The sequence below is a fragment of the Acididesulfobacillus acetoxydans genome, assembly GCF_902729405.1.
In the GTDB taxonomy this organism is placed as follows: Bacteria; Bacillota; Desulfitobacteriia; order Desulfitobacteriales; family Desulfitobacteriaceae; genus Acididesulfobacillus; species Acididesulfobacillus acetoxydans.
On record NZ_LR746496.1, the window covers coordinates 3,814,498 to 3,827,182 of the forward strand.

General features: G+C 59.0%; 8 protein-coding genes and 1 pseudogene. 1 reads left to right on the forward strand and 8 read right to left on the reverse strand.

Translation table 11 applies throughout. The features are described from left to right. Positions 1–6: 6 nt before the first annotated feature. The 3 genes and pseudogenes from dapF (MNU25_RS20675) to MNU25_RS16965 all read right to left on the reverse strand — a co-directional run bounded on the left by dapF (MNU25_RS20675) (position 7) and on the right by MNU25_RS16965 (position 4,817). Positions 7–567 (reverse strand): diaminopimelate epimerase, encoded by a 561-nt coding sequence (gene dapF / locus MNU25_RS20675; RefSeq protein ID WP_420838699.1) that lies wholly within the window; start codon positions 565–567, stop codon positions 7–9. A gap of 366 nt (positions 568–933) precedes the next feature. After that, positions 934–1,260 (reverse strand): annotated as a pseudogene (gene dapF, locus MNU25_RS16960) (diaminopimelate epimerase); the annotation flags it as partial. A gap of 821 nt (positions 1,261–2,081) precedes the next feature. Next, a complete protein-coding gene (locus tag MNU25_RS16965) occupies positions 2,082–4,817 on the reverse strand; it encodes a calcium-transporting P-type ATPase, PMR1-type (protein ID WP_240986148.1) in 2,736 nt (911 codons plus the stop codon). A 595-nt stretch (positions 4,818–5,412) separates the two neighbouring features. On the opposite strand from MNU25_RS16965, the gene MNU25_RS16970 reads away from it, so the two are divergent. Beyond that, positions 5,413–7,242 (forward strand): Rqc2 family fibronectin-binding protein, encoded by a 1,830-nt coding sequence (locus tag MNU25_RS16970; protein WP_240986149.1) that lies wholly within the window; start codon positions 5,413–5,415, stop codon positions 7,240–7,242. 114 nt (positions 7,243–7,356) lie between these two features. Here the strand turns inward: MNU25_RS16970 and MNU25_RS16975 are convergent, their stop codons facing one another. The 5 genes from MNU25_RS16975 to MNU25_RS16995 form a co-directional block, all read right to left on the reverse strand. Then, the gene (locus MNU25_RS16975; protein ID WP_240986150.1) at positions 7,357–8,847 is read right to left on the reverse strand and encodes an alkaline phosphatase family protein; all 1,491 of its coding nucleotides are present in this window, start codon (positions 8,845–8,847) and stop codon (positions 7,357–7,359) included. Between the two features lie 264 nt (positions 8,848–9,111). Further along, entirely contained in the window at positions 9,112–9,684 is a 573-nt protein-coding gene (gene pyrE / locus MNU25_RS16980; protein WP_240986151.1) for an orotate phosphoribosyltransferase, read from the reverse strand. Between the two features lie 98 nt (positions 9,685–9,782). Then, positions 9,783–10,508 (reverse strand): orotidine-5'-phosphate decarboxylase, encoded by a 726-nt coding sequence (gene pyrF, locus MNU25_RS16985; protein ID WP_261485860.1) that lies wholly within the window; start codon positions 10,506–10,508, stop codon positions 9,783–9,785. 37 nt (positions 10,509–10,545) lie between these two features. Next, on the reverse strand, positions 10,546–11,532 hold the full coding sequence (locus MNU25_RS16990; RefSeq protein WP_240986152.1) for a dihydroorotate dehydrogenase: 987 nt from the start codon (positions 11,530–11,532) through the stop codon (positions 10,546–10,548). Next, positions 11,519–12,535: a dihydroorotate dehydrogenase electron transfer subunit gene (locus MNU25_RS16995; RefSeq protein ID WP_240986153.1), complete on the reverse strand. Its 1,017-nt coding sequence runs from the start codon at positions 12,533–12,535 to the stop codon at positions 11,519–11,521. The genes MNU25_RS16990 and MNU25_RS16995 overlap by 14 nt, the downstream gene beginning before the upstream one ends. Between the last annotated feature and the right edge of the window lie 150 nt (positions 12,536–12,685).

Below are 12,685 nucleotides of genomic sequence, written 5' to 3' on the forward strand. Positions count from 1 at the left end.
CTGACTTCAGTCAGGGATAGTTGACTCTCCCCATGTCAAAAGCCCGCTAAAGCCAGGGGCGTGCGGCCAAGCCTCTTGGTCAGGGGTAGTTGACTCTTCCAGCCATACCCCCCGGAAGGCATACACAGCCGGACCGGTCATATAAACGTGATTATCGCCGGCCCATTCAATCAACAGGTCGCCCCCCGGCAAGTGGACGGTCACTTCCCGGTCAATGAGATCATTCAGTACCGCCGCCACAGCCGCGGCCGAAGCTCCGGTACCGCAAGCCAGAGTCGGGCCCGCCCCGCGTTCCCAAACTCTCATCGTCATTTCCTGCCTGGAGTGCACCGTGATGAATTCCACGTTCGTCTTGCGGGGAAAGAGGGGATGTTTTTCGATTAAAGGCCCGTAACGGTAAAAATCCTTCTCAGACAAGTTTTCGCCGAAAATCACGCAGTGCGGGTTACCCATGGACACTGCCGTAAAGCGGAATGCTCTTCCCTCCGCCTCCAGGCTCTCGCCCAGGGCCCGCTTGCCCGTACAGCGCACCGGTATGGACTCGGGGTCGAGAACCGGTTCACCCATATCCACCCTGACGCTTTCTACTTTATCTTTATCTTTATCTTTAGCTTCAGCTTTAGCTTCAGCTTTTGCTTTTGCTTCCCCAACGTTTTCAGCTTTATCTTGATCTTGATTTTTATCTTCCCTGGGACTTTCCGCTTGATCTTTACCGCTCTGATTAGCTTTACCGTTCCGGTTGTCTTGACCGTTCTGGTTGTCTTCAGCAGTCGGGTTGTCTTTCCCGCTCAGGTTGTCTTGACCGCTCAGATTGTTTTGACCGTTCAGATTGTCTTGACCGCCCGGGTTGTCTTTACCGTTTAGACTATTTTCATCACTCAGGTTATCGTTACCGCTCAATCTATCTTCACCACTCTGATCAGCTTTCCGAGCCAACCTGAGCCCGATACTGAGAATACCGGCCAGAGTTTCCACCCGAAGCGGATTATGCTGCACATAGCCGCGCTCATAAGCATAGCGCGCTAAACAACGGATGCCGTTGCCGCACATCTCCGGCTCGGAGCCGTCCGGGTTGAAAATGCGCATGCGCACGTCCGCCTCCCCCGAAGGCAGAACAACCAGGAGCCCGTCCCCCCCGACACCGAATTGACGATGGCAAAGCTTGCGGGCCAAACCCTCATAATCACTGAAAGGAGCGCTCAGAAAATGGTCCAAAAGGATAAAATCATTTCCCAGGCCGTGCATTTTGACAAACTCCATAAATTAGCACCCCTAACTCTCGCGACATAGGCCCCAGCCTGCTTGACAGCCCCGACTCAGGACAGAACCCCAGCCTGCTTGACAGCCCCGACTCCGGACATAAGCCCCAGCCTGCTTGACAGCCCCGACTCAGGACATAAGCACCAGCCTGCTTGACAGCCCCGGGAAACCCCTGCTTTCCTCGCGGGACGAAAGCTCCCCTTATGCCGGATCACTTTTCACCGACGCTCCGGCGGACGCCTTTCTCCCCGGTTGGCAGACGCCCAGACGGGCGTGCGGGCTTTCCGTTTAAGAATACTACGAAAACACACACGGGGTCAACAGGCGGATTAGCCCGTTAACCCGAACAACACGGACATTGGGCAGGGGTAACTATTCGGGGGCAGATCCCCGTGCCTCAAAAGTGCCGGCGACAGAGCATAAAACCCGTTGCCAAGCTGCACAAGCTGCGCACGCCGGTCCGCACTGCAGACCGGTGCCGCGGATGCCGGATAGGCAATTGCCTGCGGAGCCCGTCCGAGTTGAGGAGCGTCCGCGCCCGCGGGCGCTGCGGCCTTAAGCCGCGCCACTGGTTGACTGCAGATCGTAGACTGGCAGGGATAGTGCACTCTCCGTCAGTTCACCGGACGGACTTCGGGACGCTGAACCGGGGGAAACCCCCCTGCCGCCGGCACGTGTGTCTTGCCGGAACATGGCGCGGTTTGTCAGTTCAGCGGATGGGCTTCGAAACATATTGCCGGAAAAATCCCCCCTGCCGCCGGCACGGCTGACTCCCGGCACTCGGTGCGCCCGAGAGCGACGGGGCCTGCAGCGGGCCGGGCTCATACTTTCTCCCCCGCTGTTCTGCCTAACCAGGTGTTTCTGATCAGGCGATAAAACCCGATAAGGACCGAAGGTCCTCCGGCCACCGCCAGGATCAGGCCCCACTGCCATCCGAGCAAAGCCGCCGTCTTAAAAATGGTCTGCATGGGAGCGAGATAAACAGCGCTGAGCTGCATTAAAGCCGACACGGCCACCGCCCCGACCAAGTAAGGATTCGAGAAGATTCCCACCTCAAAAATTCCCCTGTCTTCGGATTTGCAGTCAAAAACGTGGAAAAGCTGGGAAAAGACCAGAGTCGAAAAAGCCATCGTTCTGGCCGCCAACATGTCACTCCCCAGAAAGAGGGCGGCGACGAAGACCGCCAGCGTGCCAAGCCCGATGAGCGTTCCCCGCACCCCTATCTTGCGAGCCAAGCCCCGGGCGAAGATGTTTTCCCCGGGAGCGCGCGGCAGCCGCTCCATAATGTCAGGATCCGCCCCATCCACACCCAGGGCCATGGCCGGCAGTCCGTCGGTCACCAGATTGACCCATAAGATCTGAATCGGCAGCAGGGGCAGGGGCAATCCCACCAGAGTCGCCACAAACATAGTCAGGACTTCCCCCAAATTACAGGCAAGCAGGTAACGGATGAATTTGCGGATGTTGTCGTAGATGGCTCGCCCTTCTTCCACCGCCGCGACAATCGTGGCGAAGTTATCGTCCCCCAGCACCATAGCCGAAGCTTCTTTGGTCACATCCGTGCCGGTCTTGCCCATCGATACCCCGATATCCGCTTCTTTCACGGCCGGAGCGTCGTTAACCCCGTCCCCGGTCATGGCTACGACCTGGCCGCGTTTTTTCAGAGACCGAACAATGCGCAGTTTGTCCCTCGGCGTCACCCTGGCGTAGACGGCAACATCCATCACCCTGTCGGTCAACTCGTCATCCGTCAGCGTGTCCATCTGGACCCCGGTTAACACCCCGGCCCGCTTTCCCCGCAAAATCCCCAGTTCCTCAGCCACCGCTTCCGCCGTCAGGCGGTGGTCCCCCGTGATCATGACCGGCTTAATCCCGGCCCGGCGGCAGACCTGAATCGCTTTGCGGGCGCTGGAGCGGGGCGGATCGATCATGCCCATGAGTCCGACCAGGGTCAGGTCCTGTTCCAGCGCCTCCGGGGACAGCGATTCCGGCACATCCCTTTCGGCCAGAGCCAGGACCCGTAAGGCCTGGCGGGCCATGCTGTCGTTGGCTCGCATGATTTCCCGCCGGCGCTCGTCAGTCAGGGCCACCGCTCCCTTGTCGGTCAACTCTCGCCGGCAAAGCCCCAGGATTGTGTCCGGAGCCCCTTTCACCAGAGCCTTTTTGCCTCTCTTGGTTTGGTAGACCACACTCATGCGTTTGCGTTCGGAGTCAAACGGTATCTCAGCCAAGCGTTCTTCTTTGCGTTCGAGAACCTCCCGCCAAATTCCCCCTTTGGCTGCCGCCACCAAAAGGGCCCCTTCCGTCGGGTCCCCCTCGATACCCCATGGCGCGTCCTTGGCCGGCGAGCGAAAGAGTCCGGCCACCTGGACTCCTTTTTTGGTCAGGGTAGCGTTGTTGCAAAGAGCCGAGATTCTCAGGGCCTCCCGCAAGGGTTCGCGTTCCTGTTCCGGATCCGCCCCCTGAAACTCTCCTTTCGGGTCATAGCCCCGGCCGGAAACCGTAATCATCCGGCCGCCCGCGTAAATCCGCCTCACAGTCATCTCGTTTTTGGTCAACGTGCCGGTTTTATCCGAGCAGATGACCGTAGCACAACCCAAAGTTTCCACGGCCGGCAGTTTGCGAATGATCGCCTGGCGTTTCACCATCCGCTGCACCCCGATAGCCAGGGCCACAGTCACGATGGCCGGCAGCCCCTCGGGAATGGCCGCCACGGCCAGAGAGACCCCCGCAAAAAACATCTTGGAGAACCCTTCCCCGCGCATGATCCCCGTGATGACCACGGCCGCGCACACCGCCACACTGATAATCACGAGCCATTTGCCCAGCTGGGCCAGACGTCTCTGCAGGGGAGTTTCTTCTTCCTCGACACTCTGAATCATTCCGGCAATGACACCCATCTCCGTGTCCATCCCGGTCGACACGACGACCCCGGCCCCCCGGCCGTTGACGACCGTGGTACCCATATAGCCCATATTTCTCCGGTCGGCCATCGGCGTAAGGTCGTCCTCCAGGGGCGCGATATTTTTTCTCACGGGGTGAGATTCCCCGGTCAAGGCCGATTCTTCAATCTCCAGGTTGACCGCTTGGATGAAGCGCAAATCGGCCGGAATCCGGTCCCCGGCCTCGAGAAGCACGATATCCCCCGGTACCAGATCCGCCGCCGGAATCTTTTGCTCACGTCCCTCCCGCAGAACCCGCGCCTCCGGGGCCGTCAGGGAGCGTAAAGACTCCATCGAGCGTTCCGCCCGGTATTCCTGGATAAACCCCAGAATGGCATTGATAATGAGAATGGCCATAATCGTGACGGCGTCCGCCAACTCGCCCAAAAGCCCGGAGACGACAGTCGCCGCCAAAAGCACCATGACCATAAAGTCTTTGAACTGCCCCAAGAACAGGAAAACCGGGTGCATTCCCTTCTTCTCGCTGAGAACATTCTGCCCGATTTCCGCCAACCTGCGGTTGACCTCTCTCATGTTCAAGCCTTTGCCCGGATGGACATTGAGAATTTTCGCCACATCCAGCCAAGGTAAAACATGCCATGCCTGCTGTTTCATACCCTCGCTTTCCTCCCTTTTACGTTTCTGATCATCCATATTCGCAAACGTGGACAAAAATACCCCCTGTCCACCTTCTCCGGTTTTCTTTCTTCGTCGCGCTCACCGGGCTTCGGGACGGTTGTTTGCTTCGCTCACCCTGCCCCGAAAATAGCCGCTTCTGCGGTCGTCCCGCGGATACGGCGCAGCGTCCCGCGTACCCCAGGCGGGATTCACCTCCTTCGTCTCCCCTGAACCCCAGGTTTGAAACCGGCCCCGTGATACGCTAGAATGAAGCCGGAGCCCACGGTTCAACGGGAACCTGTGCATACCCATCATACCGGTGAACCCGTTCAGCTTAAGCTGAACACTCACGATAGTGACCTGTGTGCGTTATCGCCGAACCTCAAGCTTTCCAAGAATATTTCTACGGTGAGGATGACTTCGGTGGCGATAGTCTCCGGCGGAAACTATCGCCGTAGGCACAGAGCGTGAAATTATGCTTTTGTGCCGAAGGATGGAGTCTACCCCCACCGAAGCGGGGTACGTGGGACCCACTCCCACTTGTAGAAGCGGCAGTCTTGCGATTGAATAAATAATTAAGGGAGTTTTAGCTATGGCTTTAGATGGGATTACCCTTTCCTACTTGACAGCGGAACTGGCCCCGCAACTGAGCGGAGCCCGCATCGACAAGATCCTCCAACCGGAGAAAGATGAGGTCCACCTCGTTCTCCGCCGCCGGGGGACCTCCCTGCGTCTCGTGCTCAACACGGGTTCCACGGGCGCCCGCCTTCACCTGACCGGGTTGAGCAGGAAAAACCCTGCCAGTCCGCCCATGTTCTGCATGATCCTGCGCAAACATTTGGAAGGCGGCAAGATCCTGGCTCTCCGCCAGTTGGGCTTAGAACGCATCGTCACATTGGACATCCAGAATTATAACGAATACAGGGATTTGGCGACCCTGCACCTCACTCTGGAGATCATGGGCAAGCACTCCAACCTTTTGCTCATCGACCCCGAGACAGGCCTGATTCTTGACGGCATCCGCCGCTATTCCCACGCCCTGAGCCGGCATCGTGAAGTCCTGCCGGGCCGCCCCTACCTCCTTCCCCCTTCTCAAGGAAAACTCGGCGCGGCCGACGAGGACAGCTTCCGGGAAACGCTCCTGGCCGACGATCTGGAAAGTAAGCTCAGGGACATCCTTCTCGCCCGTTTTGATGGCCTCGGCCCGGAACTCGCCCTGGAGATCGTGCTCGCCTCCGGGCTGGAGCACGAGACCCGTCTCGGCGACTGCGGAGAGATCGATCTGGTCCGTCTCTACCAAACTTACACCCGTTTGGGACGAAAGCAGGGGACTCACCCCGATCCCCGGATATATTACCGCTTCCGGGGGGACCACACTCCGGCGGCTTTTACCTTTGTGCCTTATGAACAGTATGAAGGCCTCCCCTGTACCGTCCATTCCAGTCTGAACGAGACGGTGGCCCGCTTCTTCGAAACCCGTTCGGGCCGGAACGCCTTGGCCGCCCAGCGTGGCTCCCTGCTTAAACGGGTACGCGAAATCCACTCTCACCTGGGCAAAAAACTGAACATCTATGAAGAGACCCTGGGTTCGGCCCGTACTTCTTTTAAGTACCGGCTTTGGGGCGAACTGCTCACAGCCAATCTCTACCGCATTCAGCCGGGTATGACCCAGGCGGAAGTGGAAGATTATCACGAAGAGGGACAACCCCTTGTGCGCATCCCCCTCGATCCCGCCTTAAATGCCATTGACAACGCCCAGCGCTACTACAAACTGTATAACAAGGCCAAAGCGGCCCTGCAAAAAACCGAACCCCTGCGGCAAGCCGCCCTGGCCGACCTGTCCTATCTTGATTCCGTCCTTCTCAGCCTCGAACAAGCCGAAAATCAGGCCGATCTGGAGGAAATCCACAACGAACTCGTCGAGCAAAAATACCTGTCCGGAAAATCCCTCACCCGAGAAGGCAAGAGAAATACCGGCAACAAAAAAAACGGACCGGAGATAAAGCCCCGCTCCTTTCGCTCCAGCCAAGGCCGCACAATTTTGGTCGGCAAAAACAACCGGCAAAATGACTGGCTGACTCTAAAAAAGGGCAGACCCGAAGACCTCTGGCTTCATGTCAAAAATATCCCCGGTTCCCACGTCCTCATTCCTCTGGCCGGCGGGGAAGACTTTCCCGACGACTCTACCTTGGAAGAAGCCGCTGCCTTGGCCGTCTATTTCAGCCAGGCCAGGGGCTCGTCGCTCGTCCCGGTCGACTATACCCATGTGCGCCAAATCAAAAAGCCCAATTCTGCCAAACCGGGAATGGTTATTTACGAGCAGAATTGGACCTTATTTGTGACACCGCGGCAGGAGGTTCTCGACGCCCTCCTGGCCACGGAAAACCCCGGCAGCCTTGCAGCCGCCGGAAAAGCCGATTGAAAAGCAGCTGGACCTGCGCGCAGCCCGAAAAACAGAGAGACCGCCGGCAGCCTGAAAAACAGAGAGGAGATCTTGAGCCGCGGACCGGACAGCGGGGAGCCCCCGCCGGGTCTCTCAGTTCGTACCGGCAAAACCGAAATGCTTGACAATGAAACCGTATAAGTCCGTGATCCTGGGGTTTTCCAGGGTCTGCCCCGTCCCCGCGATAATCATGGGCACGATTGAGTCTTCCTGTTCCAATGAGCCGTGACTTCCTCCCCCGGGATGGATGGGCCCTCCTTCGGCAAAATACTCATAGCCCGAGCGCGCCGAGAGGACGATCCGGCTGCCTTTGCGGGCTTCCAAAGAGGAGGAAAGACGGCTGAAGGCATCCGGGTATTGCCCGAACGTAAGCACCCCGTCCGGCCCCAGTTGAGCGTCCACCACCTCCAGTTTTCCCTCAAAGCCCCAGGTTTGCCCGTAAACATCCCGGTAAGGGCCGCCCGGATAGAAATGGAGCCGCTTTTCCGTGCCGCCTTGGAGCACCGCGTACTGTTTGTGCCGGGTTTTCCAGGCAATCTGGGCATTGCGCGGATCGCGCGCCAGGATCTCCAGCAGTTGGGGTAATACCCGCTTCCTCTGTCCCAGGATATAAATAAAGGCCATTCGTTCGTTGGGACAAATGGCTATTTCTTTGGTTTTATCCTCTTCTTTTTCCGTCGCTTTCAGGCGCTTGAAAGGGCGCAGGGCACGGTCAAGGTCAATCAGGTACTCGTTACCCAAACCCACGGTCGTCTGCGCATGGTCCCCCGTCACGATAATGACATTCTCCTCCAAGGCCTTTTCCCAGGGTCCCAAGGCATTCAAGACAGCCGCCACTTGCCGGTCGGCGCGCTCGATCGAAGCACCCGTCCGCCACGGACCTTTTTGGTGGGAGTGCTTATCATTGTCCGGAAAATAAACCATCAAGAAATCGGGCTGCTGTCCCGCTTCGATAATTTGGCTCGCCATCCGTCCCGAATAAATGTCATTGAAACCGAAGCGATGGAAAATTCCGTTGTGCGGGAAAAAAGGGCGCTTACCCAGGACCGGATGGGTCAGACTGCCCAGAGTCAGGACCTTGGGGCCGCAAACTTTCTCCTTATAAAGGCGGAAGCCGGTAGCCAAGGACATGAGCAGGGGAATGCGGGTAATATATTCCTGAACTCCTCTGTGAATAAAAAAGTTAATGTTGCCGGTCGTCAGCCCTTTTTCCTCCAGCTTCTCGTAAAGGGTGGAGATTTCCGGGCTTAGGTGCTCCTCATTCAGACGTTTGAGCAAATTGCGGATCACCCGGTCGGGCCCCAGTTTGAGCAGGCTTTGCCAAGTCGCTCCGTAATCGACGATTTGAGATATTTTTTCGTTATACCAAATAAAGCCCGGAACCTCGTGCTGATCCGGCGGACGCCCCGTGATGATCGAGCTCATCGCGACCGGCGTCATGGTGGGAAAACAAGACACCACTTTCTGGAAATACTCACCATTGCGGGCCAGGAATCGCAGCGCCGGCGCGTTGCCCTCCGACAAGGTCCGGCCCAAAATAACGGGGTGGAGAGAGTCTATGACGAACAAGATCAACTTCTTCACATTGCACGACTCCCTCTCTCTAAATCCCCCCAGGCCCAAACCCGCCGCCGAAACCATGACCCTCAACTCCGCATTCTCTGTGCTTCAGGCACCCCGCATGACCGGCTTTGAAGCCAAATCCCCAGATTCCAACATGCGAGAGAATTATATCAAAATGCTATTCAATTGTCATCTTAAAAATCCGCAACGACTCCCCTTTGGCCTCAGTCCGCAGCGGGGAGCAACGTCCGTGGATGATCATCCGCTGAACCTCCCGGTCCGGTCTCAGCGCGGAGTCCGGCTGCCGGGCTTGACACAGGGCAGTCCCTGGCGGCAGAGGGGACAATCCTCCGCGGGGTAAGTTGCGATTTCCAACTCTACCGCGGCTGTCAGGGGAAGGCCGAAGTCGACCCTGCCCCCGCTGCGGTCGACTAAAACGCCCACAGCCAACGGCAGGGCGCCGCTTTGCCGCACTTCTTCGATCACTTCACGCACCGATCCCCCTGTCGTAATCACATCTTCGACCACCAGGACTTTCTCCTGCGGCGTCAGCTTAAAACCGCGCCTTAAGCGCATAACCCCGTTTTCCCGTTCCGTAAACAGGGCCCTCACACCCAAAGCCCTGGCCGCTTCGTGAGCCACCAGAATCCCGCCCATGGCCGGTCCGATCACGGTTTCAATCCCCATGTCCCGGAAAGGCCGCACCAACTCTCCGACTAAACGCGCGGCCAGATGGGGATATTGCAACACTTGGGCACACTGCATATAGCGCCCGCTGTGACGGCCGGAAGTGAGGAGAAAATGCCCCTCCAAGAGCGCCCCGCTCTCTTTAAAAATGTTTAAAAGCTCTTCTTCCATAGGGTACTCCACCTCTTTCCCAATCTTTCAAACAGCGGCTCCGCCTCTTCCCGAATTTTTCATAGGGCCGCTCCGCCTCTTGCCGATCTTTCATGGGGTTACTCCGCCTCTTCCCAAATCTTGGCCAAGGCCTGACGCGGATTTTCCGCCCGGGTGATCGGCCTGCCGATGACCAGGTAAGAACTGCCGGCGGCTAAAGCTTCCCTCGGGGTGAGCACCCTGGCTTGATCATCCGGGGCACTCCCGGGCGGACGGATACCGGGTGTCACCAGAAGAAAATCCGGCCCCAGGGCCCTGCGCAAAAGGGGTGCTTCCCGCGCGGAGGCAACCACTCCGTCCAATCCCGCCCGCTGGGCCAGGCGAGCCAGGGCGGCCACCTGTTCTTCCAAGGGAACTTTCACCCCGAGTTCCCGCTGCAGGGCCTCCTCGCTCATGCTCGTCAACACCGTGATGCCCAAAAGCTTGGGCTTGTATCCTCTCCGCGCGCCCGCCTCATGCAGCGCTTCCGCCGCCCTGGCCATCATCTCATAACCCCCGCTGCAGTGGACATCCAACATCTCGGGCTCCCAATTGAGCAAAGCCCGCACCGTGCGCTCCACCGTCGCCGGAATGTCATGCAGTTTCAAGTCCAAAAACACGGGAAAACCCAGTTCTTTCAGTTCGCCTATCAGCCGGGGGCCCTCGTAAGCGTAAAGTTCAAGGCCCACTTTCGCCCGGCAGCCGCTCCCCGCCAAAGCCCCGGCCATCTGTAAGGCTTCTTTCCTTCCCGGCAAATCCAAAGCGACAATAATTTTTTCACTCAGCCTGTCGGGCTTGTCAGCCAAGGTCTAACCCCCTCTTCTAATTGATCCGCCGCGGTTTTCAGCCTCTGGCGAAGCCCTTATGCGTGCGGCGTGCCAGTTCCGTCTGGGCCAATCCCGTCAACTCTTGCACGGATGAAAATCCCTGCCGGCGGCAATAGCCCTCCAGTCCCTCTAAGACCTGCAACGGAACCCGCGGGTTCACGAAGTTCCCGCTGCCGATGCTCACCGCACTGGCCCCCGCCAGTAAAAATTCGACCGCATCCTGCCAGCCCGTGATCCCGCCCATCCCGATGATGGGCAGAGCGACGGCCTGATAAACCTCCCAGACCATGCGCACCGCCACCGGACGTATGGCCGGTCCGGAAAGCCCGCCGAAAAGATTGCCCAAAACCGGGCGTCTTTGCTCCACATCAATACTCATGCCTAAGAGCGTGTTGATTAAGGAGATGATGTCCGCGCCTCCCCGTTCTACGGCCCGGGCCAGCTCCCGGATATCTGTCACATTGGGAGAAAGTTTGGCGATGACCGGCAGGTCTGTTTCCCGTCTCACCGCCGCCACCACTTCTTGCGCGCTTCGCGCATCCGTTCCGAACTGAAGGCCCCCGTGCCTGACATTGGGACAGGATATATTGACCTCTAAAGCGGCTATCCCGGCCTCCCGCCCCAGGGAACGGGCCAGGAGGGCATAATCCTCGACTGAGAAACCGGAGATATTGACGATGACGGCTGTGGGCAGGTTACGCAGGCGGGGCAGATAGGACTTGAGGAATTCCTCCAAACCGGGGTTTTCCAAACCCACCGCATTGAGAACTCCCGCCGGGGTTTCCGTCAGCCGCGGCGCCGGGTTGCCCGCACGCGGCTCGGGAGTAATCCCCTTGACCGCGATACCTCCCCAGGTTTCCACCGGGCAGTACTGTTCATACTCCCGGCCGAAGCCATAAGTGCCGGACGCGGCAATGACGGGGTTTTTCAAGGTCAGACCCCCCAAGCACACCTCCAGCTCAACCCCGGCCCCCTTGGCTTCCTTCTTCTCATTCGGTAACATCCCAGACCACCTCCCGCCCCGGAAAAACCGGTCCGTCCTGACAGACTTTGCGTTTGCTCCGGCGGCCCCGCTCATCCCGCACAGTGACACAACAGCCGAGGCAAGCCCCCACGCCGCAAGCCATGCGTTCTTCCAAAGAAACTTCCACCCTGAATCCGCGCGCCACCCCTAATTCGGCGACAGCCTGCATCATACCCCTCGGCCCGCAGACCGCCCAAGACAAATCCCGCGGGGGTTGTCCGGCCGGACAACCCCCGGCGGAACGCTTCCCGCCGGCGCTCTCGACCCCTGCAACTTCTGCCTCCAGGGCTTCGACCCCTGCGGCTTCTGCCTCCGTGGCTTCGACCCCCGGCGCTGACCGCCGGCTCCCGGCTGCCCGGGCCTCTTCCGCAGACCGCCCGCGCCGGGCAGCCTGAGACTCTTTTGCCGGACCTGTCTGATTTAATTTTAAATAACCGCCGAGCGGAACCGTCACCGCCCCCTTGTCCCCCAGGCTCCCGTCCATGGTACTCAGATGGAGAGGAATGCGGAGATCACTCCACTGACCGAGACCGGCACTTTCCAGGAATCCCCGGCTTTCCCCGCCCCAGAAGAGGCGAACCTCTAAACCTCTGGCCAAACCGGCTTGAGCCAGGGCGTAGAGCGGAAAAATCCCGATTCCTCCCGCCACCAGCCATAGTTCGCCCTTTTCGGGCAGGCTGAATCCGTTGCCCAAAGGGCCCAAGACGTCGAGCCTCTCGCCGGGCTGCCTTTGCGCCAGCGCCTCTGTTCCCCTTCCCCGCACCCGGTAAAGCACTGTGACTTCCTCCCGGGCACGATCGATGGCGGCAATGCTCAAAGGGCGTCTGAGCAGCGGTTCCAGCCGGTCGCTCACCCGCACGTGCAAAAACTGCCCCGGACGGGCTGTGGCGGCCGCACTGCCGCGCAGGACCAGGCGTCTCAGTCCCTCCGCCGGGTCGCCCAGACTTCCGTGGCTGACGATTTCCTCATAACAAAGTGGCATAAGACCCTCTCCTCTCCTTTCCTCACCCGCGTCTTCTCATGCGGCATCCGGCTTCTCCTTTCGCTCCTCGCTTCAGGGCGAGTGCCGCTGCCGGCATCCGCCTTTAGCCCCCGTTGCCGGCCGAGCCGCCTGCGAGCCCTCTCTGACCCG

Bases quoted from the DNA above. Each gene is read 5' to 3' on its own strand.
- dapF (WP_420838699.1), bottom strand. From the start codon at position 567: ATGGGTGAACCGGTTCTCGACCCCGAGTCCATACCGGTGCGCTGTACG.
- MNU25_RS16965 (WP_240986148.1), bottom strand. From the start codon at position 4,817: ATGAAACAGCAGGCATGGCATGTTTTACCTTGGCTGGATGTGGCGAAA.
- MNU25_RS16970 (WP_240986149.1), top strand. From the start codon at position 5,413: ATGGCTTTAGATGGGATTACCCTTTCCTACTTGACAGCGGAACTGGCC.
- pyrE (WP_240986151.1), bottom strand. From the start codon at position 9,684: ATGGAAGAAGAGCTTTTAAACATTTTTAAAGAGAGCGGGGCGCTCTTG.
- MNU25_RS16990 (WP_240986152.1), bottom strand. From the start codon at position 11,532: ATGTTACCGAATGAGAAGAAGGAAGCCAAGGGGGCCGGGGTTGAGCTG.
- MNU25_RS16995 (WP_240986153.1), bottom strand. From the start codon at position 12,535: ATGCCACTTTGTTATGAGGAAATCGTCAGCCACGGAAGTCTGGGCGAC.